The organism is Pseudomonas sp. DSP3-2-3 (assembly GCF_049898225.1).
GTDB lineage: Bacteria > Pseudomonadota > Gammaproteobacteria > Pseudomonadales > Pseudomonadaceae > Aquipseudomonas.
Genome location: NZ_JAFCXH010000003.1, coordinates 181,941 through 206,865, shown reverse-complemented (window position 1 = coordinate 206,865; position 24,925 = coordinate 181,941). Strand labels below are relative to the sequence as shown.

The 24,925-nt window shown below is 60.1% G+C and carries 20 protein-coding genes and 1 pseudogene; 3 read left to right on the top strand and 18 right to left on the bottom strand.

What is annotated here, in order from left to right; genetic code table 11:
* Nucleotides 1-71: 71 nt before the first annotated feature.
* Together ACP7E4_RS05520 and yejK are read right to left on the bottom strand one after the other, a co-directional pair.
* The gene (locus tag ACP7E4_RS05520; RefSeq protein WP_426112386.1) at nucleotides 72-422 is read right to left on the bottom strand and encodes a glutaredoxin family protein; all 351 of its coding nucleotides are present in this window, start codon (nucleotides 420-422) and stop codon (nucleotides 72-74) included.
* Nucleotides 423-434: 12 nt separating this feature from the next.
* On the bottom strand, nucleotides 435-1,436 hold the full coding sequence (gene yejK, locus ACP7E4_RS05515) for a nucleoid-associated protein YejK (protein ID WP_426112384.1): 1,002 nt from the start codon (nucleotides 1,434-1,436) through the stop codon (nucleotides 435-437).
* 395 nt (nucleotides 1,437-1,831) lie between these two features.
* Between yejK and ACP7E4_RS05510 the strand changes: the two genes are divergently transcribed.
* Nucleotides 1,832-2,113, top strand: a complete 282-nt coding sequence (locus tag ACP7E4_RS05510) for an HU family DNA-binding protein (RefSeq protein WP_020292090.1) — start codon at nucleotides 1,832-1,834, stop codon at nucleotides 2,111-2,113.
* 202 nt (nucleotides 2,114-2,315) lie between these two features.
* Here ACP7E4_RS05510 and rlmF read toward each other — a convergent pair whose 3' ends face one another.
* The 5 genes from rlmF to ACP7E4_RS05485 form a co-directional block, all read right to left on the bottom strand.
* Nucleotides 2,316-3,332: a 23S rRNA (adenine(1618)-N(6))-methyltransferase RlmF gene (rlmF, locus tag ACP7E4_RS05505; protein ID WP_426112382.1), complete on the bottom strand. Its 1,017-nt coding sequence runs from the start codon at nucleotides 3,330-3,332 to the stop codon at nucleotides 2,316-2,318.
* A 189-nt stretch (nucleotides 3,333-3,521) separates the two neighbouring features.
* Complete coding sequence (locus ACP7E4_RS05500; protein WP_426112380.1) at nucleotides 3,522-6,368, bottom strand: valine--tRNA ligase; 2,847 nt, start codon at nucleotides 6,366-6,368, stop codon at nucleotides 3,522-3,524.
* Nucleotides 6,369-6,552: 184 nt separating this feature from the next.
* On the bottom strand, nucleotides 6,553-6,990 hold the full coding sequence (locus ACP7E4_RS05495; protein WP_426112378.1) for a DNA polymerase III subunit chi: 438 nt from the start codon (nucleotides 6,988-6,990) through the stop codon (nucleotides 6,553-6,555).
* A gap of 7 nt (nucleotides 6,991-6,997) precedes the next feature.
* A complete protein-coding gene (locus tag ACP7E4_RS05490) occupies nucleotides 6,998-7,426 on the bottom strand; it encodes a DNA polymerase III subunit chi (protein ID WP_426112376.1) in 429 nt (142 codons plus the stop codon).
* A 72-nt stretch (nucleotides 7,427-7,498) separates the two neighbouring features.
* Nucleotides 7,499-8,989 carry a leucyl aminopeptidase gene (locus ACP7E4_RS05485; RefSeq protein ID WP_426112374.1) on the bottom strand — a complete coding sequence of 497 codons (1,491 nt, stop codon included), beginning with the start codon at nucleotides 8,987-8,989 and terminating at the stop codon, nucleotides 7,499-7,501.
* Nucleotides 8,990-9,319: 330 nt separating this feature from the next.
* Here ACP7E4_RS05485 and lptF point away from each other — a divergent pair, with 330 nt between their 5' ends.
* Both lptF and lptG read left to right on the top strand, forming a co-directional pair.
* A complete protein-coding gene (gene lptF / locus ACP7E4_RS05480) occupies nucleotides 9,320-10,441 on the top strand; it encodes an LPS export ABC transporter permease LptF (protein WP_426112559.1) in 1,122 nt (373 codons plus the stop codon).
* Entirely contained in the window at nucleotides 10,434-11,495 is a 1,062-nt protein-coding gene (gene lptG / locus ACP7E4_RS05475) for an LPS export ABC transporter permease LptG (RefSeq protein ID WP_426112372.1), read from the top strand. Before lptF ends, lptG begins: the two co-directional genes overlap by 8 nt.
* A gap of 145 nt (nucleotides 11,496-11,640) precedes the next feature.
* Here the strand turns inward: lptG and ACP7E4_RS05470 are convergent, their stop codons facing one another.
* From ACP7E4_RS05470 to ACP7E4_RS05420, 11 genes and pseudogenes are all read right to left on the bottom strand, one after another.
* Nucleotides 11,641-12,126, bottom strand: coding sequence for an RDD family protein (locus ACP7E4_RS05470; protein ID WP_426112370.1), 486 nt, complete (start codon nucleotides 12,124-12,126; stop codon nucleotides 11,641-11,643).
* A 99-nt stretch (nucleotides 12,127-12,225) separates the two neighbouring features.
* Nucleotides 12,226-12,438 (bottom strand): cold-shock protein, encoded by a 213-nt coding sequence (locus tag ACP7E4_RS05465; protein WP_426112368.1) that lies wholly within the window; start codon nucleotides 12,436-12,438, stop codon nucleotides 12,226-12,228.
* 391 nt (nucleotides 12,439-12,829) lie between these two features.
* A complete protein-coding gene (gene gcvT / locus ACP7E4_RS05460) occupies nucleotides 12,830-13,954 on the bottom strand; it encodes a glycine cleavage system aminomethyltransferase GcvT (protein WP_426112366.1) in 1,125 nt (374 codons plus the stop codon).
* A gap of 138 nt (nucleotides 13,955-14,092) precedes the next feature.
* The gene (gcvP, locus tag ACP7E4_RS05455; RefSeq protein ID WP_426112364.1) at nucleotides 14,093-16,957 is read right to left on the bottom strand and encodes an aminomethyl-transferring glycine dehydrogenase; all 2,865 of its coding nucleotides are present in this window, start codon (nucleotides 16,955-16,957) and stop codon (nucleotides 14,093-14,095) included.
* Between the two features lie 10 nt (nucleotides 16,958-16,967).
* Nucleotides 16,968-17,351: a glycine cleavage system protein GcvH gene (gene gcvH, locus ACP7E4_RS05450; protein WP_426112362.1), complete on the bottom strand. Its 384-nt coding sequence runs from the start codon at nucleotides 17,349-17,351 to the stop codon at nucleotides 16,968-16,970.
* 385 nt (nucleotides 17,352-17,736) lie between these two features.
* Complete coding sequence (locus ACP7E4_RS05445) at nucleotides 17,737-19,245, bottom strand: sigma-54-dependent transcriptional regulator (RefSeq protein WP_426112360.1); 1,509 nt, start codon at nucleotides 19,243-19,245, stop codon at nucleotides 17,737-17,739.
* A gap of 147 nt (nucleotides 19,246-19,392) precedes the next feature.
* A complete protein-coding gene (locus ACP7E4_RS05440) occupies nucleotides 19,393-19,749 on the bottom strand; it encodes a DUF5064 family protein (RefSeq protein ID WP_426112358.1) in 357 nt (118 codons plus the stop codon).
* Between the two features lie 130 nt (nucleotides 19,750-19,879).
* A pseudogene (locus ACP7E4_RS05435) lies at nucleotides 19,880-20,370 on the bottom strand (YbaN family protein).
* The gene (locus tag ACP7E4_RS05430; protein ID WP_426112356.1) at nucleotides 20,351-20,965 is read right to left on the bottom strand and encodes a biliverdin-producing heme oxygenase; all 615 of its coding nucleotides are present in this window, start codon (nucleotides 20,963-20,965) and stop codon (nucleotides 20,351-20,353) included. The pseudogene ACP7E4_RS05435 and the gene ACP7E4_RS05430 overlap by 20 nt, the downstream one beginning before the upstream one ends.
* Nucleotides 20,966-21,177: 212 nt before the next feature.
* Nucleotides 21,178-23,778: a TonB-dependent receptor gene (locus ACP7E4_RS05425; protein WP_426112354.1), complete on the bottom strand. Its 2,601-nt coding sequence runs from the start codon at nucleotides 23,776-23,778 to the stop codon at nucleotides 21,178-21,180.
* Between the two features lie 118 nt (nucleotides 23,779-23,896).
* On the bottom strand, nucleotides 23,897-24,865 hold the full coding sequence (locus ACP7E4_RS05420) for a FecR family protein (protein WP_426112352.1): 969 nt from the start codon (nucleotides 24,863-24,865) through the stop codon (nucleotides 23,897-23,899).
* Between the last annotated feature and the right edge of the window lie 60 nt (nucleotides 24,866-24,925).

Sequence of the window (24,925 nt, the reverse complement as noted above, 5' to 3'; positions counted from 1 at the left end):
GCTTTTTCGGGGACAAGTCCCCTCCTACAGGTTTTTTTGAGGTTGTCGAGGCAGAGCCGGCGCGTTGATCGTCAGTTCAACGCCGCCAATATCGCCTCTTCACTGAAACCGCGAATGATCGTGCCGTTCACATCGATCAACGGAATGCCGCGCCCGCCCAATGCCTCGTAAGCCTTGCGGCCCTCCGGGGATTTCTCGATGTCGTATTCCTTGAAGGGAATGCCTTTGCTGTCGAGAAAGCGCCGGGTCTGTTTGCAGTAGCCGCACCAGTCCGTGGCGTAGAGCACGACGCGGGCCTGTGCCTGGCTTTGCGTGACGACAACCGGGGATGGATTGAAGAAGTGCTCGATCTTGCCCCAGTTCTGGTAAACCACCACGAACAGCATGATCAGCACGACTTTCTTCAAGGTGCGCAGCAACATCGCGTCAGGCCCTCAGCGGCGTTTGAGCTGATCGGTGAGCTGGGTCGGCAAGCCTTTGATGATCAAGGTTCCGGCCTCTTCGTCGTATTCGATCTTGTCGCCCAGCAGGTGCGCTTCAAAACTGATCGACAAGCCCTCTGCGCGGCCCGTGAAGCGGCGGAACTGGTTGAGGGTGCGCTTATCCGCAGGGATCTCCGGTGACAGGCCGTAATCCTTGTTGCGGATGTGCTCGTAGAAAGCGCGCGGGCGCTCTTCGTCAATCAGCCCGGACAATTCTTCCAGGCCCATGGGCTCGCCCATCTTGCTCTGGCTGCTGGCGTAGTCCACCAGGGTCTTGGTTTTCTCGCGGGCGGATTCTTCCGGCAGGTCTTCGCTTTCCACGAAGTCACTGAACGCCTTGAGCAGCGTGCGGGTTTCGCCGGGACCGTCGACGCCTTCCTGGCAGCCGATGAAGTCGCGGAAATACTCCGAAACCTTTTTGCCGTTCTTGCCCTTGATGAAAGAAATGTACTGCCTGGAGGTCTTGTTGTTTTGCCACTCGGAAACGTTGACCCGCGCCGCGAGGTGCAACTGGCCCAGATCCAGGTGCCGCGACGGGGTGACATCCAGCGCGTCGTTCACTGCCACGCCTTCGCTGTGGTGCAGCAGGGCGATGGCCAGGTAATCCGTCATGCCTTGTTGATAGTGAGCGAACAACACGTGACCGCCGACGGACAGGTTCGATTCCTCCATCAGCTTTTGCAGATGCTCGACCGCCACGCGGCTGAACGCGGTGAAGTCCTTGCCGCCGTCCAGGTATTCCTTGAGCCAGCCGCTGAACGGGTGCGCGCCGGACTCGGCATGGAAGAAGCCCCAGGCCTTGCCTTGTTTGGCGTTATAGCTCTCGTTGAGGTCGGCCAGCATGTTCTCGATGGCTTGGGACTCAGCGAGTTCGGAGTCGCGTGCGTGGAGGACTGCGGGCGTACCGTCAGGTTTTTTGTCGATCAAATGGACGATGCAATGACGGATCGGCATGGGCTTCTCGGCTGTGTGTGGGCGAGCGGGGTGGCTCGATGTGACGGCGGCCAGTGTAACGCACCAAAGACATGAAACATCGCTGCACCCCTTGGTTTTAGCTCCGATCAGGCCCAAACCCCCGTTTTTTTGGGTTGAAACACTTTAATCCTGTCCAAACGGGTAGGTTAGTGCGGATATTTGCGCGGCTCTGTGCTAGTTTTGCGCGGTCTTGCGCACTACAGCGCGCCAAGCACCGCAGTTTGTGTGTGATTGAGCCGAACCAAAGCCCGGTTTCAGTATCTACATTTCGCGATTAATCGTGGCTGCTACTGGAGGGCCAGGTTCATTGCCTGGCCCCAGGCCGACACCGCATCCTGCAATCCAAATGAATTTGATAGGGAAGGAACACCACCATGGCTCTGACTAAAGACCAATTGATCGCCGATATCGCTGAAGCTATCGACGCGCCAAAAACCACCGCGCGTAACGCTCTTGAGCAATTGGGCCAAATTGTTGCCGATCAATTGGAAAACGGCGTTGAAATCACTCTGCCGGGTATCGGCAAACTGAAAGTGGCAGAGCGTCCAGCTCGCACTGGCCGCAACCCTTCGACTGGCGCTGCCATCGAAATCGCTGCCAAGAAAGTCATCAAGTTCGTACCAGCTAAAGTGCTGAGCGACTCGATCAACAAGTAAGCCCACGCTTGCTGTTGAAAAGCCGTGCTCCGGTCAACCGGGCACGGCTTTTTTGTGGGCGATGACATCAGTTGGGCTCGTTCTGTGGGACCGGCTTTAGCCGGGAAGAGGCTGGTACATTCACTGCATTTGCGTCGTCAGTGATGGCGGCTTCCCGGCTGAAGCCGGTCCCACGAGTAGCCTGTCCCGCTAGTTCTTCAGATTAAACCCAACGCTCCTGCCGCCACGCTTCTTGCTGCGCTTTGTCGAGGAAGGTCCAGGCCACGAAGCGGCTTTGTTTCTGCCCCTGGCCCATCTCGATGACGCGGCTTTCGGCGACGCCGGCCTTTTTCAGGGTGCTTTGAATCAATGGCAGGTTCGAGGCCTTGGACACCAGGGTGCTGAACCAGAACACTTGCCTGGGCAAGCGCGTGCTTTCGTTGATCATCTGGGTCACGAAGCCGATTTCGCCGCCTTCACACCATAGCTCCTGGGATTGCCCGCCAAAATTCAGCACCGGCAATTTGCGCTTGGGATCGGCCTTGCCCAGGGCGCGCCATTTGCGCTGGCTGCCGCGCTGTGCTTCGTCGATGGACGAGTGGAACGGCGGGTTACACATGCACACGTCAAAGCGTTCGTCGCTCTTCAGCAAATCCAGCAGGATCTGTTTGCGATTGGCTTGCAGGCGCAGGCTGATGGCTTTGCTCAGGCTGTTGGATTTGACGATGGCGGTCGCCGCTGCAATCGCGGTCGGATCGATATCCGAACCGAGGAACTGCCAGCCGTAATCACTGTGACCGATCAGCGGATAGACGCAGTTGGCGCCCATGCCGATGTCCAGCGCCTTGATCGATGCGCCACGCGGGATCACACCTTCGTTGCGCTCGGCGAGCAAGTCGGCGAGGAAGTGCAGGTAGTCCGCACGCCCCGGAATCGGCGGGCACAGGTAGTCGGCGGGAATATCCCAGTGCGCCACGCCGTAGAACGACTTGAGCAGCGCCCGGTTGAACACGCGCACGGCTGACGGGTTGGCAAAGTCGATGCTTTCCTTGCCGTACGGATTGATGATCACGAATTCAGCCAGCTCGGGGCTGGTTTTGATCAACTTGGGGAAGTCGTAGCGGCCCTGATGGCGATTGCGCGGGTGCAGCGTGGCCTTTTCTCGCGGCTCGGCGGGTTTCGCCTGACGCTCGCCCTGATTCTTCTTGCGTTGTGCTTTGGGTTTTTCTGGAGTGGTCATTTCTGTGTCCGAAATCGTGGAGTCAGTTCAGAGGCTGATTCGTCGCCTGAATGGACGTCTTCGCGAGCAAGCTCGCTCCCACGGTGGATGCGAGCTTGCTCGCGAAGACGTCATGAGACGTTTGCAGCCATCAGCAAAATAAAAAGGGAAGCCGCCTTGGGCTTCCCTCTCGTCAGCGCATTGCCAGGTTTACAAACTGGCTATCCGAGCATGTTGCTCCGCCAGTTTGCCCAAGGCCTGTTCAGCCTCGACCATTTTGGCGCGTTCCTTGGCGATGACTTCCGGCGGTGCCTTGTCGACGAACGCTGCGTTGGACAGCTTGCCGCCCACCCGTTGCACTTCGCCTTGCAGACGCTGGATTTCCTTGTCCAGACGCGCCAGTTCCGCAGCCTTGTCGATCAGACCGGCCATTGGCACCAGCACTTCCATCTCGCCGACCAGACCGGTGGCGGACAATGGCGCTTCCGCGCCCGGTGCCAGTACGGTGATGGATTCCAGCTTGGCGAGTTTCTTCAGCAGGTAATCGTTCTCGTGCAGACGACGCTGGTCTTCGGCGCTGACGTTCTTGAGGAACAATTGCAGCGGCTTGCCCGGACCGATGTTCATTTCACCACGAATATTACGGGTGGCGAGCATCAGGCCCTTGAGCCATTCGATGTCGTCTTCGGCGGCCTGATCGATGCGTGCTTCGTTGGCCACTGGCCACGGTTGCAGCATGATGGTCTTGCCTTCGACGCCTGCCAGCGGCGCGAGGCGCTGCCAGATTTCTTCGGTGATGAACGGCATGAACGGATGCGCCAGACGCAGCGCGACTTCCAGCACGCGAACCAGCGTGCGACGGGTGCCGCGCTGACGCTCGACCGGCGCGGTTTCGTCCCACAGAACCGGCTTGGACAGCTCCAGGTACCAGTCGCAATACTGGTTCCAGATGAACTCGTACAAGGCCTGCGCCGCGAGGTCGAAACGGAACTGATCCAGTTGGCGGGTCACTTCGGCTTCGGTGCGTTGCAGCTGCGAGATGATCCAGCGATCCGCCAGGGACAACTCGACCGCTTCGCCGTTCTGGCCGCAGTCTTCGCCCTTGTCCAGCACGTAGCGGGCGGCGTTCCAGATCTTGTTGCAGAAGTTGCGATAGCCTTCGACGCGGCCCATGTCGAACTTGATGTCGCGACCGGTGGACGCCAGCGAGCAGAACGTGAAGCGCAGCGCGTCGGTGCCATAGCTGGCGATGCCGTCGGCGAACTCGTCACGGGTCTGCTTTTCGATTTTCTTCAGCAGTTTGGGCTGCATCAGGCCGGTGGTGCGCTTGGCCACCAGGTCTTCCAGCTCGATACCGTCGATGATGTCCAGCGGGTCCAGGACGTTGCCCTTGGACTTGGACATTTTCTGCCCCTGGCCGTCGCGAACCAGACCATGCACGTACACGGTCTTGAACGGGACTTGCGGGGTGCCATCTTCATTTTTCACCAAATGCATGGTGAGCATGATCATCCGGGCGACCCAGAAGAAAATGATGTCGAAACCGGTGACCAGCACGTCGGTGGAGTGGAATGTCTCAAGAGCCTTGGTCTTTTCAGGCCAGCCCAACGTCGAGAATGTCCACAGGCCCGAGCTGAACCAGGTGTCGAGAACGTCGTTGTCCTGTTGCAGCGCAACGTCCGGACCCAGGTTGTTCCTGGCGCGTACTTCGGCTTCGTCGCGGCCGACGTAAACCTTGCCGGATTCGTCGTACCAGGCCGGGATGCGGTGGCCCCACCAGAGTTGACGGCTGATGCACCAGTCCTGAATGTCGCGCATCCACGAGAAGTACATGTTTTCGTACTGTTTAGGCACGAACGCGATGCGGCCGTCTTCGACAGCAGCAATGGCCGGTTCAGCCAAAGGCTTGGTGGACACGTACCACTGGTCGGTCAGCCACGGCTCGATGATCGTGCCGGAGCGGTCGCCTTTCGGTACTTTCAGGGCGTGATCGTCGACGCTGACCAACAGGCCGGCGGCGTCGAACGCAGCGACGATCTGCTTGCGTGCTTCGAAGCGGTCCAGACCTGCGTATTCGGCAGGCAGGCGACCATCAACGCTTTCGTTGAGCGTGCCGTCGATGTTGAACACCTGCGCCGCAGGCAGCACGTTGGCGTTCTTGTCGAAGATGTTCAGCAGCGGCAGGTTGTGGCGCTTGCCGACTTCGTAGTCGTTGAAATCGTGGGCCGGGGTGATTTTCACGCAGCCGGTGCCGAATTCAGGATCGCAGTAATCGTCAGCGATGATCGGGATGCGGCGGCCAACCAGTGGCAGCTCGACGAACTTGCCGATCAGTGCCTTGTAACGCTCGTCTTCCGGGTTCACGGCGACAGCGGCGTCACCGAGCATGGTTTCCGGGCGCGTGGTGGCAACGATCAGGTAATCCAGGCCGTCAGCGGTTTTCGCGCCGTCAGCCAGTGGATAACGCAGGTTCCACAGGAAGCCTTTCTCGTCGTGGTTTTCCACTTCAAGGTCGGAGATTGCTGTGTGCAGCTTGGTGTCCCAGTTGACCAAACGCTTGCCGCGATAGATCAGGCCGTCTTCGTGCAGGCGTACGAACGCTTCCTTGACCGCTTCCGACAGGCCGTCGTCCATGGTGAAGCGCTCGCGGCTCCAGTCTACGGACGAGCCGAGACGACGAATCTGACGGCTGATGTTGCCGCCGGACTGATCTTTCCACTCCCAGATTTTTTCCAGGAACTTGTCGCGACCCAGGTCGTGGCGGTTCAGGCCTTGTGCCTCGATCTGACGCTCCACCAGCATTTGCGTGGCGATACCGGCGTGGTCGGTACCCGGCTGCCACAGGGTGTTGCGACCCTGCATGCGGCGGAAGCGGATCAGGGCATCCATGATCGCGTTGTTGAAACCGTGGCCCATGTGCAGGCTGCCGGTGACATTCGGCGGCGGGATCATGATGGTGTACGGGTCACCCGAGCCTTGCGGAGCGAAATAATTCTCGGACTCCCAGGTTTGGTACCAGGAAGTTTCGATGGCGTGCGGCTGGTAGGTCTTGTCCATGCGCGGCGGGAACCTAATTGGCATTAATTCAGGAAAGCCGGCAAGTATAGCGGTGGGGGCAGCTGCAAGCCACAAGCGGCGCTTCGCAAGCGGCAAGCCATGTTTCACGAGCTACAAGCCTCGAGTTTCGGACCGCAAGGGAATGCGTCCGGCTTTTGCCTGGCTTGCAGCTTACAGCTTGCAGCTAACTGCTTGCGGCTGCGGCGAGCAGCCGCTCCATCCGCGCTTCAAGGCGACGTTTGATTTCGGTTTCGATGTGCGGGGCGAAGTCGTCGATGACGTCTTGCATGATCAATTGCGCGGCAGCACGCAGTTCGGTTTCCAGATGCAGCAGGGCATCCGGATTGGCCGCCGGTTTCTGGGGTGCTTGCGTTTGAGGCGGTTCGGCCTGCTGAACAGGCGTCAGCGTCGGGATGTCGGCTTCATCGGTGTCGAAGTCCAGATCGTGGTTCAACGCCGGTTTGGCGCCTACCACATCGAACAGCAACGGAATCTGCGTCTCGCTTTTTACCGTGTCGGTCAGCAGCGGCGGTTGCAGTGAGTCATCGCCGAGCAGTTGCCGGATCGACTCAAGGTCATCCAGCAGGTTGGCGGAGTCTTTCAGGGGTTTCAAAGTATCCATCGTATGCTCAAAGACGCTGTAGCCGGTGATCTTGCAGAGGATAGCCGTGTTCACGATAGAAACGGAAACTCTCTCGTGCGGCCAGACGAATTGCCGGGTCTTCGACGACGATTTCCGCCACGCGGGCAAACCGTTTGAAGAACTCGGGGATGCGTAAATCAAGGTTGACGAGTAAGTCCTGATGCTGCCCGGGATCTTCCCCCAGGCCCAGAACCACGGGCGAGACCTGATCGTCTTCGGCCGGGCTATGAGGCACGAAGCTTTCGCCCTTGAAGCGCCACAAGCGTGCGTCGAGGTCGTCACGTTGCGCGGCATCGCTGCAATGCAGATACACGCGATGGCCGAGACGCCAGGCTTTTTCGGTCAGTTTGCAGGCAAAGTCCAGGCGAGCCGATGGTTCGGCGCTGGGAAGAATATAGAAGTCGACTTGGGTCATGTGGCTTGGGTCATGTAGGAGTCCGTACGCAAAATGTGCCTGCCCGATGGCAGGCACATTCATGCAGGCCGGTTATGCGCCGGCGCGGTCAAGCAGGTACTGAGTCAGCAGCGGAACCGGACGGCCAGTGGCGCCCTTTTCCTTGCCGCCGCTCAGCCAGGCTGTGCCGGCGATGTCCAGGTGCGCCCACTCGTACGTTTTGGTGAAGCGCGACAGGAAGCACGCCGCCGTGATCGTGCCGCCTTTCGGGCCGCCGATGTTGGCGATGTCGGCAAACGGGCTGTCCAGCTGTTCCTGGTATTCATCGAACAATGGCAACTGCCAGGCACGGTCGTCAGCCAGTTTGCCCGCGTCCAGCAGTTGATTGATCAACGCATCGTTGTTGCCCAGCAAGCCCGAGGTATGCCCCCCCAGCGCCACGACGCAAGCGCCAGTCAGCGTGGCGATGTCGATTACCGCCTGCGGCTTGAAGCGCTCGGCGTAGGTCAGGGCATCGCACAGCACCAGACGGCCTTCGGCGTCAGTGTTGAGGATTTCGACCGTCTGGCCGCTCATGGTGGTGACGATATCGCCAGGACGAGTCGCGGTGCCGCTCGGCATGTTTTCGGCGCAGGCCAGGACACACACGACGTTGATCGGCAGTTGCAGCTCAAGCACGGCGCGCAGGGTGCCGAACACGCTGGCGGCGCCGCACATGTCGAACTTCATCTCGTCCATGCCGGCCGCAGGTTTGATGCTGATGCCGCCGGTATCAAACGTGATGCCTTTGCCGACCAGTACGAACGGCTTCTCGCTTTTCTTGCCGCCCGAGTAGTTCATGACGATCAAGCGTGGCGGCTGGGCGCTGCCTTGTGCGACAGCCAGAAACGACCCCATGCCCAGTTCAGCGAGTTTTTTCTCGTCATGAACGTCGACTTTCAGGTTTTTGTAGGCTTTGCCCAATGCCTTGGCCTGCTCGCCCAGATAAGTCGGGTGGCACAGGTTAGGCGGCATGTTGCCCAGATCACGGGTGAACGCCATGCCGGCAGCGATAGCCTGGGCATGGGTTGCAGCGCGTTCTACATCGGCAACGCTGAGCTTGTCGGTCAGCAGGGTGACTTTTTTCAGCGCCTTGGGCTCGGCTTTCTGGGTCTTGAAGCGATCGAAAACGTATTCGCCATCGGCCAGGGTTTCCACCAGCAGGCGAGTTTTGCCATAGGTGTCGCGGTTCTTCACGGCCAGTTGGTCGACGGCGATGACCGCGTCGGTGCCGCCCAGGCCTTTCAGAACCGACAGCACGCAGCTGACGACTTTCTTGAACTGGCGGTCGGATAATTCCGCGTCTTTACCGATGCCAACCAGCAGCACGCGCTCGGCTTTCAGGTTCGGCAGGTTGTGCAGCAGCAGGCTTTGGCCGACCTTGCCGGCCAGGTCGCCGCGCTTGAGCACCGCCGCGATGGCGCCGCCACTCAGAACGTCGATGGCTTTTGCAGCGTCGCTGAGCGCGCGACCTTCGCCCACGGCAACTACCAGCGTGGCGGTCTTCAAGGTTTCTGGGCTTACGCTTTTAACAACCAATTCCATGTCGGGGTCCCCGAATAAACGATGAGCTATGCGAAATGAATGACGTGCGCGGCAGGGCAGAGGTGTCTCGCATGACGATGCCAGCGACAAGGCCCGCAGTTTGACCCCCGCGCACGACCCCTGACAACCCCGTAAAACTCACCGGCAGGGCCACGTGTAGGACCTGTACGTGCGAACTATCCAGAGTGCGCAGTGACAGACCACCTCAATCACAGGATAATGCCGCATATTTTTTTGGTGGTTCCCCTGTTTATCGGGTCTAAACCGTACCGCCGCTGATACCTTTTTCTTGTCCGGCCGCTTGCGCCTGGCAACCCTGGAGTGTCTGGTTTGATTGTCTTCCGTTATCTATCCCGAGAAGTGCTGCTTACCTTGAGCGCTGTCAGCGCCGTGCTGCTGGTAATCATCATGAGCGGACGCTTCATCAAATACCTGGCCCAGGCGGCCTCCGGAGCGCTGGACCCCGGCGTGTTGTTCATGATCATGGGCTTTCGTCTGCCGGGCTTTTTGCAGCTGATTCTGCCCCTGGGTCTGTTTCTGGGGATTCTGCTGGCTTACGGCCGGTTGTATCTGGAAAGCGAGATGACCGTGCTCGCCGCCACCGGCATGAGCCAGCAACGCTTGCTGTGGATTACCATGGCTCCGGCGGCGCTGGTTTCGCTGCTGGTTGCCTGGTTGAGCTTCAGCCTGGCGCCGCAGGGCGCGACGCAATTTTCCCTGTTGATCAACAAACAGGATGCGATGACCGAATTCGATACGCTGGTGCCGGGGCGCTTCCAGACCCTGCGTGATGGCAGCCGGGTGACTTACACCCAGGACCTGTCGGATGATCGTTCGAAGCTGGGCGGGGTGTTCATCTCCGAAAAACGCATGTCCCAGGACAAGTCCAAGGATCGCGGCATCACCGTGCTGGTCGCCGAAAAAGGCCACCAGGAAATCAAGGCCGACGGCAGTCGCTTCCTGATTCTGGAAAACGGTTATCGCTACGACGGCAATCCGGGCGAAGCCAACTACCGCGCCATCAAATACGACACCTACGGTGCCTTGCTGCCCAAGCCGGACATCAGTGACGAAATCACCGACCGCGATGCGATCCCGACCAGCGAACTGTTCGGCAACGATACGCCGCGCTACAAGGCTGAATTGCAGTGGCGCGTTTCGCTGCCGATCCTGGTGTTCATCGTGACCTTGATGGCCGTGCCGCTGGCCCGGGTCAACCCGCGTCAAGGTCGCTACCTCAAGTTGCTGCCGGCAATCCTGCTTTATATGGCGTACCTGACGATCCTGATTGCCGCGCGCGGCGCCCTTGAAAAAGGCAAGCTGCCCATGGCGCTGGGGTTGTGGTGGGTTCACGCATTGTTCTTGTTGATTGGCCTGGGACTTCTGTACTGGGAACCGCTGCGCCTGAAAATGGCGAGTCGTCGTAGCGTACCGGAGGTGACCCATGGTTAAGCTCGATCGTTACATCGGCAAAAGTGTATTTGTCGCGATTCTCGCTGTGCTCGGGATCATTCTCGGGCTGGCTTCGCTGTTTGCCTTCATCGATGAAATGGGCGACGTCAGCGACAGTTACACCTTGCTCGACGCCAGCAGCTTCGTGCTGCTCACCGCGCCACGCCGGCTTTATGAAATGCTGCCGATGGCGGCGCTGATCGGCTGTCTGATCGGCCTGGGCAGTCTGGCCAGCAGCAGCGAACTGACCATCATGCGCGCCGCCGGTGTGTCCATCGGACGTATTGTCTGGGCCGTCATGAAGCCGATGCTGGTGCTGATGATCGCAGGCGTATTGATTGGCGAGTACGTGGCGCCGGTCAGTGAAAACCAGGCTCAGGCCAATCGCTCGCTGGCGCAAGGCACCGGCGACGCACAAAGCGCACGCCATGGCTTGTGGCATCGCCAGGGTGAGGAATTCATTCACATCAACACCGTGCAGCCCAATGGCTTGCTGTATGGCGTGACGCGTTATCGCTTCGACGATCAGCGCCATATGCTCACCTCCAGCTTCGCCAGGCAGGCCAATTTCAAGACCGATTACTGGGAGCTGAAAGACGTCACGACCACGTTCTTCCGCGACGGCAGCACCGAAGTGATCAATACCCCGCAAGAGCGTTGGGACGTGGCCCTCAGCCCGCAACTGCTGAGCACCGTTGTGCTGCCGCCCGATTCCCTGTCCATCAGCGGCCTGTGGGGTTATGCGCACTATCTGGCGGATCAGGGTCTGAACAGCGGCCGTTACTGGCTGGCGTTCTGGACCAAGGTGCTGCAACCGCTGGTCACCGTGGCGCTGGTGCTGATGGCGATTTCCTTCATCTTCGGACCGCTGCGTTCGGTGACGCTGGGGCAGCGGGTGTTCACCGGCGTGCTGGTGGGCTTCACCTTCCGCATCGCCCAGGACCTGCTCGGGCCGTCGAGTCTGGTTTTCGGCTTCTCGCCATTGTTTGCCGTGCTGGTGCCGGCGGCGGTGTGCGCGCTGGCCGGGATCTTCCTGCTGCGTAGAGCGGGTTGATGCCGCGAACCTGGTGGGAGCTAGCTTGCTAGCGAAGGCGGTTTTTTGGGAGGCGGAAACACGTTGGATGTACCGGCCCCTTCGCGAGCAAGCTCGCTCCCTCAGAGGTAGTGCTTCACATAGCCAGGCCGGGTTAGCCGCGTTTTTACTTCTGCTTCGGAATCCGCACCACCTGGCTGTTCGAGTACATGTCATGCCAGCTGCGCTTTTGCTTGTCGAACAGCGCCCAGATGAAGCCGAGCCCGACGCATAGCCACGAAGCGATGGAAACCACAAAGCGCAACAAGGCCTGCCAGAGGCTGATGCCGGTACCGTCGGCGTTCTGCACGCGGATTCCCCAGACCTGCATGCCCAGGGTTTGCCCGGAATGCGTCCAGAACTTGGCAAAGAAGCCGAACAGGACAAAGAACAAAATAGTCGACAGCAACGGGTCGCCATCCAGGGAGCCTGATTCAGACAATGTGCGCAATTTGGCTTCACCCACAAAAGCCATCAGCACCAGCTTGTAGACAAACGCGGTCATCATCAGTAGCGCAAAGCACAGCAGGGCGTCGTAGCAGATCGCTGCGAGCCGGCGGCCAAGGCCTGCAGCCGGAAAGTCACCTTGCGGTCGCAGCAGATGTTTGGACATGGCAGAGCTCTCGGGCATGGGGAGGATCGGCATTTTACGGAATTACGCCCATAAAAAAGCCCCTGATGTCAGCATCAGGGGCTTTTTTAACGAAGAGATTTAAGCTGACGCTTGAACTTCATCCGCCTGCAGGCCTTTCTGGCCCTGTACTGCAACGAAAGTCACCTTCTGACCTTCTTTAAGGCTTTTGAAGCCATTGCCCTGAATAGCGCGGAAGTGCACGAACAGATCCGGCCCGCTTTCTGGAGTGATAAAACCAAAACCCTTCTCGTCGTTAAACCACTTGACGGTACCGCTCTGACGATCAGCCATTTTCTTATTCCCTGAAACTTGAATTGATGACAGCTTCTTTCTCATGAAAGAACTGGGGCTGGTTGCAGGAAGTAAGAAGCGTAGAGCGGGATGTAGCAAAACTCAGAGCTACTGCCCAGGTCCCGATTCCAGCGACCTATGCAAACACAGTAAGGAAACTCTACGCTATCTCTTGTAACAAAAACAAGCCCCCGCCGAAGCCCGGTTTTGCTGGGTCAAAAGGCTTGTTCTAAATTATTTACCAAAAAGGCAGGATCGATAGTTTTTAACTTTCAAACGCATTTTTAGGGTGCGTGTCATGGGCTCTAACGGTGCTTATTTAAACAATGGTATGCAGTTGTATAACTTTAGGATACGCAGTTATACAACCACATTTTTTTGACGGCAGTTATTAGCCGCGGAAGTAACGTTGCGCCACGAAAGGCATTTTGCTCACTACCATGGGTACTTTCTTGCCACGCACGATGGCCCATACAGGAGTGTCCAGCGCAGTGAAATCCTTGTCCAGATAACCCATGGCCAAAGGACCGCCCAGGCTTGGTCCGAAACCACCGCTGCAAACGGTACCGATCCCGTTGCCGTCGGCATCGACGATTTCCGTGCCTTCACGCACCGGAGTGCGCTCTTGCGGCAGCAGGCCAACGCGCTTGCGGGCCGGAGCCGATTGCTGCTGGGCGAAAATCTGTTCCGTGCCAGGGAAGCCGCCAGCACGCGAGCCATCGGCACGGCGCACTTTGGAGATAGCCCAGAGCAGGCCGGCTTCGATTGGCGTGGTGTCGGTGTTCATGTCATGTCCGTAAAGGCACAGACCGGCTTCCAGGCGCAGCGAATCCCTGGCGCCAAGGCCAATCGGGGCGACTTCCGGTTCCGCCAGCAAACGACGCGCCAGCGCTTCGGCCTGATCCGCCGGGACCGAGATCTCGTAACCGTCTTCCCCGGTGTAACCGGAGCGGCTGACGTAGCACTCAACGCCCATTAGCGTGACGCTGGCGAATTGCATGAAAGTCATCGTCGCGACTTGCGGCGCCAGACGCGCCAGGACCGTTACCGCTTGCGGACCCTGCAAGGCGAGTAAGGCACGCTCGTCGAACAACGGCTGGATTTCACACTGGCCGGCCAAATGCTTGCGCAGGTGCGCGAGGTCTTCGTTCTTGCACGCGGCATTGACCACCAGCATCAGTTGATCGTTGCCCAGATTGGCGACCATCAGGTCGTCCAGAATGCCGCCGGTTTCATTGGTGAACATGGCATAGCGCTGCATGCCAACCGGCAGATCGATGATGTCCACCGGAACCAACGCTTCCAGGGCCTTGGCGGCTTCGGCGCCGGTCAAGCGGATCTGGCCCATGTGCGATACATCGAACAGGCCAGCTTTTTCTCGGGTGTGCAGGTGTTCTTTCATCACGCCAGCCGGGTATTGAACCGGCATGTCGTAACCGGCAAATGGCACCATTTTGGCACCGAGTTCACGGTGCAGGGCGTGGAGCGGGGTGGTGAGCAGTTGTTCGGTGGTCATGATCGATTCCTTTGATTGTGGGCGCTCAAGCGCGGCAATCGTGGGACCGGCTTTAGCCGGGAAGGCGGTCTATCTGAAACAACAGATATGGCGGATGTGCCGGCCTCTTCCCGGCTGAAGCCGGTCCCACAACAGAGGTTACGCCTCTTGATAGCTCTCGATGGACGGGCACGCGCAAATCAGGTTGCGGTCGCCGAACACGTTGTCGACTCGGCCAACCGGCGGCCAGTATTTGCCGTCGATCAACGATTCGACGGGATACACCGCTTGCTCACGGCTGTACGGATGGCTCCACTCGCCAACGATTTCCGCAGCGGTGTGCGGCGCGTTTTTCAGCGGGTTGTCTTCCTTGTCCAGGGTACCGTTTTCTACCGCACGAATTTCTTCACGGATCTTGATCATAGCGTCGCAGAAGCGGTCCAGTTCTTCCTTGGATTCGCTTTCGGTCGGCTCGATCATCAAGGTGCCTGCGACCGGGAACGACATGGTCGGGGCGTGGAAGCCGAAGTCGATCAGGCGCTTGGCGACGTCATCGACGCTGATGCCGCTGCTGTCCTTCAACGGGCGCAGATCGAGGATGCATTCGTGAGCCACCAGGCCGCTGCTGCCGGTGTAGAGCACTGGATAGTGTTCTTCCAGGCGACGGGAAATATAGTTGGCATTGAGGATCGCCAGTTGCGATGCCCGCTTGAGGCCTTCGCCGCCCATCATGCTGATGTACATCCAGGTGATTGGCAAAATGCTCGCGCTGCCGAACGGCGCAGCGCACACCGCGCCTTCCTTGCGCTGCATGGTGCCGTGGCCTGGCAGGAATGGCGTCAGGTGCGACTTCACACCAATCGGGCCAACGCCTGGGCCGCCACCGCCGTGAGGGATGCAGAAGGTTTTGTGCAGGTTCAGGTGCGACACGTCGCCGCCGAACTTGCCCGGTGCGCAGAGGCCGACCATGGCGTTCATGTTGGCGCCGTCGATGTAAACCTGGCCGCCGTTGTCATGCACGATACCGCAGATTTCGCGGATGCCTTCTTCGAACACGCCGTGGGTCGACGGGTAGGTGATCATCAGGGCCGCGAGGTGGTCACGGTGCTCGATGGCCTTGGCGCGCAGGTCTTCGATATCGACGTTGCCCCGTGCATCGCAAGCCGTCACGACCACGCGCATGCCTGCCATGTTGGCGGTGGCGGGGTTGGTGCCGTGGGCGGAGGACGGGATCAGGCAGATATCGCGGCGCTCATCACCACGGCTCTGGTGATACGCGCGGATCGCCAGCAAACCGGCGTATTCGCCCTGGGAACCGGCGTTCGGTTGCAGGGAAATCGCGTCGTAACCGGTGGCGGCGCAGAGCATCGCTTCCAGTTCGTCAGTCAATTGCTGATAACCGGCGCTCTGTTCGGCAGGTGCGAACGGGTGCAGATTGCCGAACTCGGCCCAGGTGACCGGGATCATTTCGCTGGCGGCGTTGAGCTTCATGGTGCACGAACCTAGCGGGATCATGGTGCGATCCAGTGCCAGATCCTTGTCGGCCAGTTTGCGCAGGTAGCGCATCAGCTCGGTTTCCGAGTGATAACGATTGAACACCGGATGGCTGAGAATCGCCGACTGGCGCAGCAACGCTGGCGGCAGACGCGATTCAACGCTGGCAGCCAGTGCCGCGAAGTCCGGCAGGCTCTGGCCTTGGCCCGCGAAGATTGCCCACAGGCTTTCAACAGCGGCTTGCGAAGTGGTTTCGTCGAACGACAGGCCCAGGCGCTGGGCGTCGATTTCCCGCAGGTTGATCTGTTGCGCGCGCGCCTTGGCGTGCAGCGCGGCAGTGTCAGCGCCGGTGCTTACGGTCAGGCTGTCGAAGAAGAATTCCTGCTCGACGTTCAGGCCCAGCGCGGTCAGGCCCTTGGCGAAGATCGCCGTCAACTGATGCACACGATTGGCGATTTGCGTCAGGCCGCGCGGACCGTGGTACACGGCGTACATGCTGGCAATGTTGGCCAGCAGCACTTGAGCGGTGCAGATGTTGCTCGTGGCTTTCTCGCGACGGATATGTTGCTCGCGGGTCTGCATCGCCAGACGCAAGGCTTGCTTGCCGTGGCGGTCAACCGATACGCCGACCAGACGGCCCGGCATGTCGCGCTTGAACGCGTCGCGCGTCGAGAAGTAAGCGGCGTGCGGGCCACCGAAGCCCAATGGCACGCCGAAACGCTGGGCGCTACCGATGGCGACGTCGGCACCGAATTCACCCGGCGGGGTCAGCAGCGTCAGGGCCAGCAAGTCGGCGGCCACGGCGACCAAGGCATTGGCGGCGTGGAAGCGCTCGACCAGTTCGCGGTAATCGAACAGGTCGCCATTGCTGGCAGGGTATTGCAGCAGGGCGCCGAAGAACGGGCTGACATCGCTCAGCTCGGCTTCGTCCGCCACCACAACGGTGATGCCCAACGGCTCGGCACGGGTGCGCAGCACGTCGAGGGTTTGCGGGTGGCAATGGCTGGAGGCGAAGAACTGATGGCTGCTTTTGTTCTTGCTCAGGCGTTTGCAGAAGGTCATGGCTTCAGCGGCGGCGGTGGCTTCGTCGAGCAGCGAGGCGTTGGCAATCGGCAGGCCGGTGAGGTCGCTGATCAGCGTCTGGAAGTTGAGCAGCGACTCCAGGCGACCTTGGGATATTTCCGGCTGATACGGCGTGTAAGCCGTGTACCACGCCGGATTTTCCAGCAGGTTGCGCAGAATCGGCGCGGGCGTGTGGGTGTTGTAGTAACCCTGGCCGATGAAGGTCTTGAACAGCTGATTCTTGCTGGCGATGGCTTTGATCGACGCCAGGGCATCGGCTTCACTCAAGCCTGGTTGCATGCCGAGCACGCTGGTGCCCTTGATGCTTTCCGGGATGACGCTGGCGCTCAGGGCTTCCAGCGAGTCGAAACCCAGGGTGGCAAGCATGGCTTGCTCGTCAGCGGCGCGGGGGCCGATGTGACGGGCGATGAATTCGTTGGCGGTGCTCAATTCGATACGGTCAGTCATGGCGTGCTCCTCAGGCTTCAGCGTTGGCTTTGATCAGGCGGTCGTAGGCGTCCTGATCCAGCAGGCCATCGATGGCGCTGGCGTCTTGCGGGATAAAACGGAAGAACCAGCCTGCGCCCAAAGCGTCTTCATTGACCAGTTCCGGCGTGGCGTCGAGTGCCGTGTTGACCTCGACCACTTCGCCATCAAGCGGCATATTGATGCTGCTCGCGGCCTTCACCGATTCTACGACCGAAGCCTCGGCGTGTTGACTATAAGCCTGCAATTCCGGGAGTTGCACATACACCACGTCGCCCAGGGATTCTTGCGCATAAGGCGTGATGCCAACCGTGACACTGCCATCGGCTTCGGCACGCAGCCATTCGTGGTCAACGGTGAATCGCAACTCGCTCATAAAAACTCCTCAAGGGGACAAAGGCTCGTGACTGGCGCGAGCGTAATGGCATTGTCCTTAGCAAGTTTGCGGCCAATCTTGTTTGGGGCAATGAAATCGGGGGGTTTCAGGGTTTTTGTCGGACTGGGCAATTAGCGATTGTAGCGAAATCGCTACAGAGGTTGGGCTGCTGGGGATGGAAGTTTGCGCAAAGGTCAGGCGGGCATGGATATGCCGAGGTCGTAGCGATATCGTTACAGTCGTATTGAAATCGCTACGTAGACGGTTGCTTTGTGTGCGCAATCAACCTGTGGGAGCGAGCTTGCTCGCGAAGGCATTTGTAGAGGCCGCTGGAGGTGTGAGCCGAGGCCTCTTCGCGAGCAAGCTCGCTCCCACTCAAATGACGCTAACCCTTCCCCGAAATCCCGTATTTGCGCAGTCGATGGGCAATCGCGGTGTGGGAGGTCTGCAAGCGCGCCGCCAACTGGCGGGTGGACGGGTGTTCGCTGTAGAGCTTTTCCAGCAGCGACCTTTCGAATTGCTCGACCGCCTGTTCCAGGCTGCCGACTTCGCCGTCCTGGGTGCCAGCCACGGCGGTGCCGGCAATGTCCAGGTCGCCAATGTCCACCAGATTGCTTTCGCTGATTGCGGCAGCGCGGAAAATCACGTTCTGCAGTTGGCGCACATTGCCCGGCCAGCGATTGCTGAGCAGCGCCGGATAGGTTGCGGGCGCCAGGCGACACACCGGGCGCTGGATCTGCGCGCACGCCTGTTCCATGAAATACCGCGCCAGCAGCAGAATGTCCTGACCACGATCACGCAACGGCGGCACTTCGAGATTGAGCACGTTGAGGCGGTAGAACAAGTCTTCGCGGAACGTGCCCTCGCTGACCATTTTTTCCAGGTTGCGATGGGTGGCGCTGAGGATGCGCACGTTGACCTTCACTTCCCGGTCGCCGCCCACCCGGCGAAAACTGCCGTCATTGAGAAAGCGCAGCAGTTTGGCTTGCAGATAAGGCGACATTTCGCCGATTTCGTCGAGGAACACTGTGCCGTGGTTGGCCAGTTCCATCAGCCCCGGCTTGCCGCCACGTTGCGCGCCGGTGAAGGCGCCGGGGGCGTAGCCGAACAGCTCGCTTTCGGCGAGGTTTTCCGGGAGTGCCGCGCAGTTCAACGCCAGGAACGGCGCGCTGTGCCGGGCGCTGGTAGCGTGGCAGGCGCGGGCGACCAGTTCTTTACCGGTGCCGGTTTCACCCTGGATCAGCAGCGGCGCATCCAGTGTCGCCACCCGTTGCGCGCGGGTCTTGAGGGTGCGAATGGCTGGAGATTCGCCGAGCAAGGCATCGAAACCTTCGGCGTGATCGTGGTGCAGCGCAGACAACCGCTCACCGATCCTGCTCGGTTGATACAGGGTCAGCAGCGCGCCGGCATCGGTGATCGGCGTGGCGTCCAGCAGCAAGGCCTCACCGTTGAGGGTGACTTCGCGCAGCGGCAGGCGAAAACCGTTTTCCAGCAGGGCGCTTTGCAGTCCGGGATCGGCGAACAGCTCGGCCACGGACTCACCGGCGGGTTCACGACCGATCAGGGTTATCAGGGCCGGGTTGGCCAGCAACACATGGCCGGCGCTGTCCAGCGCCAGGACCGGATCGGTCATGGCTGCGAGCAGGGCATCCAGTTGCAGGTGACGGCGCTGGCCGGGAAGGATGTCGACCACGGTGATCGCCTCGACGCCGCGCACCCGGAACAAGGCGTCCTTGAGTTCCTCAAGAACCTGATGGCTCAGGGTCGGCGCATCGATATAGACATTGGGCGGCACCATTTCCACGGCATCGAGGTTGAGATTGCGTCCACCCAGAATGGCCAGGACCTCCTGAGTGATACCGACTCGGTCGATGAAGCTGACGTGGATGCGCATGGCAAGCTATGGATTCTGGGCCGCGAGGGGGGCGATTATGCCAGTAATCATCGCGAATCCTGTAGCAGACAACGTGTGGGCGAAACATAGCGTCAGGCCGCTTCGCGAGCAAGCTCGCTCCCACACTGGTTCGCTCCTACCGGATTCTTACGTCAGATGCTCCGGCTTCACCGGATCACCCGATTCGGCGTGCAGTTTCTTGCGCACGTCCTCGAACATCAGGTCGTAGTCCTTGTGCATTGCCAAAGGCAGCGTTGCCGCAGGTGGCAGGCCGTGTTTGATGGCGATGCGGTTGGCGTCATGGGCGAAGTTGAAGGCCAGATCGCGCGGCAGTTCAAACTCTTCCTGAAAGGTATTGCCGCCCACGTCGCCTTCCATGGCGAAGTGCATGGACGTGCCTTCCACGGGGTTTTCGCAGATCTCATAACGAATATGGATGTCATAGCTGAAATCCGAGGCTTGCAGCGCAGTACGGCAAATATGGAGATGGCCTGGCTCGAACATGTCATTGCCTCAGGAAAGTCGAAAGAGAAGGGTAGACCGTTCGGGCTATCCAGCGTTCAGCGGCAGGAAAAGATGCAACCTTAGACGATATTGAATGACACGGACGTGACGTGGGGCAAAACCGTTGCCATCACTGAGGCGCGGCCGTGGGTTCCGGGCGCGACCAGATCCACAGATTGCCCAGGCTCATGCCCGCGACTGCGGCATACAGCGGCCAGCTGTGGGGCATCAGGCTGAACATGAGAATGGCGCAAACCAGCATGCTGATCGTGGCGCTGATCTTGGCTTGCCGCGCGACCAGCTTGCCATTGCGCCAATTGCTCAGGATCGGGCCGAACAGACGATGGTTCTCCAGCCAGGCGCTCAGGCGCGGCGAACTTTTGGTCGCCGCCCAGGCAGCCAGCAGGATGAATTCGGTGGTGGGCAAGCCTGGCACAAAAATGGCGATCAGGCCGATGCCCAGGCTGGTGTAAGCGAGCAGGCCAAAAAGACAGCGGGAAATTCTGGACCCTGGAGGTTTGCTGGTCATGGTCTCGTCAGTGGTCGATGGGGACATGGCTGTCATTGAAATCCCGGCCAGCTTAACAGGCCGGGCCTGTTTTCAGGTGGCGGCCATTGCAGCTGGCTTTGCCGTGGAGTATGCGTGTTGCAACAACACGTTGAAGCGCTCAAACGCCTCGATGGCGCCTTGCTCGGCCTGCGCTTCCTCTTCTGCGCTTAGCGTCTGGCTGTCGAGGATGCGCGTGAAGGTCTTCCAGCCTTCGGCGCGACCACCGGCGGGCTCGCCGAGATGGCGGGCGCCGAAGGTGTCGCTAAGGTTCAACGCGGCGGCACGTTTGATCAAAAACGCAGCGCCGAGTTTCGAGCCTTCTGAGACGAACAGCCAGCCCAGCGCCTGAGCCTTGGTGGGGGGGCGCAACGCGCCGCTGACCTGCGCGGGGACGTCGGTATTCAGATCGCCAAGATCGGCCATTGCCTGCTCGGCGCGGCAGCGGCTCGCCAGGTCGGGGAAAACTTTGATCAGGTCAGGATTGGTGTACAGCGCTTTCAATTCCGCCTGAAACAGATATTGCGCAACCACGAAGCGGGCGTAGCTGCCCAGGGTTTCGAACGGCGCATTGGCCTTGACGGCTTTGTCCAGTTGCTCGTGGGGCGCGTGGGTCACCAGATTCAAACGTTGCGAACGCAGAGCCGGAGCATGATTTTCGGGAGTCATCGGGTCTTCCTTGTGAAAGCGGCGGGCTTGTTAACAAGACGATCGGGAGGGGCCATTTGCGTAAAAAGTTTGCGAACCGGCTTGAACGTGTGGGAGCAAGCTTGCTTGCGAAGGCGGTGTCTCAGGCTCCGAGACAGCGCCGGATGTACTACCTGCTTCGCGAGCAAGGTGGATCGCCACCCCGGTCGCTCCCACAATGGATCTCCGGAGGATCAGATATCCCACACCACATTCACGGCGAAATTGCGTCCCGGCTGGGTCAGGCGATCCAGTGACGCCGGGCTGGTAACGCCTGCTTCGCCTACGCCGTCGTAGCCGCGCACGTCGTCCCACTGCCAGTATTTTTTGTCGGTCAGGTTGTACAGACCGGCATTGAGGGTGACGTCGTTGGTGACTTTGTAGAAACCTTCCAGGTCGAGCACGCCATAACCGGGTGTCTTGAACTGGCTGGACGAACCGTCCGGGGCGTGGAAGTTGGTGCTGTCCACGCGATCCTTGCGTTTGACCAGGGTCCAGCTCAGCAGGCCGCCATAATGTTGCTGCTCATAACCCAGGCCCAGCACGCCCTTGAGCGGGTTGACGCTGTTGATCGGTTCGCCGGTGTCGTCGTTGCGGCCGTATTGGTAAGCCGCCGATCCCAGGGTGTACAGGCCGTCTGGTGCGCCGAAGGTATCCAGATTCAGGCGACCCTTGAGCTCGACGCCCTTGATGGTGGCGTGCTTGATGTTATTGGACTGGAACACCGCTTCGGTAGCCGTCGCCGGCTGGATCGCGTCTTCGTTGATGAAGTCGCGGTACTTGTTATAGAACACCGCGACGTCGAACGAACCGGCGTCGAAGTGGCCGCGCAAACCGGTCTCGTAGCTCTTGCTTTTCTCGGGTTCGAGATCCGAGTTGGGTTCGACGATGTAGCCGGTTTGCAGGTTTTCAAAGCGTCCGTACAGGGCTTTGGCGCTTGGCGTGCGGAAACCTTCGGCGTATTGGCCGTACCAGGTGTACTGCTCGCTGAGGGCGTAGGTCACGCCGAACTTCGGCGACAGGCGATGCCAGGTTTTGCTCTCGTCACTGACTTGGCCGCCGCCGGTGGGATTGACCGTATTGAGGAATTCCTGGGTGATGTGCGGGCTCAGGTCGATGTAGTCGTAGCGCACGCCGGGCAGGAAGGTCCAGTCGTTCCAGTGGATCTGATCCTGGGCGAACAGGCTGTAGGTGTTAATGGTCGGGTCCGGGAAATCACTCGATGGCGTCAGGCTATCCGACGCCGTCGGGCTTTTCGCGCCGATCACCCGGCACGTGCCGAGGACCGCTGCGCAGGTCGCGTTGCCGCTGCGCTGGCCGGTGACTTTCTGTTCCTTGAGGGTGGTGCCGTACGTCAGCACATGCTCGGTGTCGGCAATGCTGAACGCTTTGTCCAGTTGCGCATCAAGAATCCACTGGCGTTCCTTGTAATAGGTATCGCGCGAGCGCCAGACATCCCGCGATCCGGGCACGTAGCGTTCAAGGGTGCTTTGATCAGTCTTGGCGATCTGGTAGTTCAGGCTCAACTTGACGTTATCGACCAGCAGGCTGTCCAGCGCGAAGCTGTTCTCGATTCCGAAACGTTCGCGGGTGATGGTGTCGTTGCCGGTCCGCGCCCGATAGAAGCCAAAACCGCTGCCGGCGTTGAACGGCCCGCCCACCGCGCTCTTCTGGTTGGTGTCGCGGTCATCCTTGTACTTTTCGTAGGTCAGGCCCAGGCGCGAGCCGTCGTTGTAGTTCCAGCCCAGCTTGGCCAGGACGTTGGTGGTCCGCGCGTCTTCCGGGTTGGCCTCGATGCGTTGCAGCCCGGTGCCGCCCGTGCTGCCGTAGGATTCGGTCTCGTGCCCATTACGCTGGCTCACATGCAGCAAGCCGTCGAAGTCGCCCTGGCGACCGGCGACGGTGGCGGAGGTCAGCCAGCTGTCATCGGCGGAGCTGTAGCCGGTCTTGAGGCGTGCGCCGACGTCCTTGCCGTCCTTGATGATGTCGCTGGCGTCCAGGGTGTAATAGCTGACCGCGCCGCCGATGGCGCTGCTGCCGTACAACGCCGACGCCGGGCCGCGCAGGATTTCCACGCGCTTGATGATTTCCGGGTCAACGTAGTTGCGATGGGTGTTGGCGTAGGGGCCAGAGAAGAAACTGTCCGGAACTTCGACGCCATCGACCTGGGTCAGGATGCGGTCGCCATCAATGCCACGGATGTTGTAGCCGGTAGTGCCCGCGCGCTGGCCTGCGCCGCCCACCGAAACTCCCGGCTCATAGCGCACCAGATCGCGGATGTTATTGACGTTGTGCCGGTCCAGATCCGCACGGTCCTGCACCGTCACGCTGTTGGGCACCGACGTGACGTCCTGAGCCTGGCGCGTGGCGCTGACCGTGATCTGCTCCAGAGCGATGGCGCCAGCGGTGCGTTTTTCCAGCACGACATTGTTGTTGCCCAGGGTGCGATAGCCCAGATTGGTGCCCGCCAGCAGGCGTTCCAGGGCTTTACCCGCTGACAAATTGCCGGTTGCGCCGGGTGAGGTGACATTGTTGGCCAGCGCGGAAGACAGGCCGACCTGCCAGCCGGTAATGCGACTGAACTCGTTCAGCGCGGCGGCCAGGGGTTGTTGCTCGATGGCGAAGCTGTAGGCGCCGCTGCTGCGACTGGCGGTTGCGGCGCTGCCGGTCTGGCTCGAACTCGCGGCGAACGCCATCGGGCTTGCAGCGAGCACAGCGAGGGTCAATACCGAGAGCGTGAAACTTTGCAGTCCCGAAGTGGGCGGTGTGGCAAAACCCGTGGCGGAGGACGACATCGATAAAGCTCCCTGGTTCGCTGGCGATAGTGTTAGCAGAAAGTTCGTTAATACGAATCAATTGCATTGGCTATGACTAGACGAGCGACGAGCGGTTATCGCGTAAAAATAATCCGGATCAATTCAAGATGACCAATGCCGGCAGCTCATGCAGGCTGGCAGAGGTGACGTGGGCGAGGGACCGGACCACCTCAAGCGGGTTGTCGAGACGGTAGTTGCCGGTGACGGCGACGCGTTCCAGCGAATCGTTGGTGTTGACGATCCAACCGGGGTAATAGCGTCGCAGCTCGGCCAGCACTTCGCTCAACGGGCAGTTGTCGAACACCAGGCGGCCTTGGACCCACGCCAGATCGGTGTTCTGATCCAGCTTCTGGCGATGGCTGGCGCCGTTCGAATCAACGCTGATGCTGTTCCCGGCGCTGACCGTCTGCGCATTGTTTTGCGGGGTGCGCACATCCAGCGCGCCACGTTCGACGTGAATCTGCGCCACGCCATCCAGATAGCGCACGGCGAATGCGCTGCCGCTGGTGCGCATGCTCACCGTTCCCGCCCGGACTTCCAGCGGCAGGTTTTGACTGGCGGCAGGCACTTCAAAAAACGCTTCGCCTTGCAGCAGATGCGCTACGCGAGTCTTGTCGGTAATGGTGCTGGAGAACGCCGAATTGGTATTGAGCAGCACCCGGGAACCGTCTTCGAGCTGCAAGCGTTGGCGCTCGCCGACGACGGTCAGATGATCGGCCTGCAAGCGCAAGCCCAGATTACTGAAATGAAACACCGCGACCAGCAGCAGCGCCGCCGTGGCCAGCGGTTTCCAGCAGGCCCGCGCGCGGCGCCGCCAGAGCGCCGGGCGGGCAGGCTCCATGGCGGCGGCAGCGTGTTCCACCGGCTGCGAATGCCAGACCGAATGCACCCGGTCGAAGGCTTTGCGATGCGCAGGGTCGGCCGCCAGCCAGGCCTGAAAACGCGCCTGCTGCTGTGGGTCGTCACTGTCCAGTTCGATCAGCCAGTTCAAGGCCTGGTCCATCGCGCGGTCGTTGAGTACATCCTGCGCGCTCGAAGTCGCGCGCAGGCTGTCAGGATCCTTCACGGATGATCCTCGGAAGTTCTTGTTGATCGGCTGCCGAACCGCAGGCCGGTGCGCAGATTG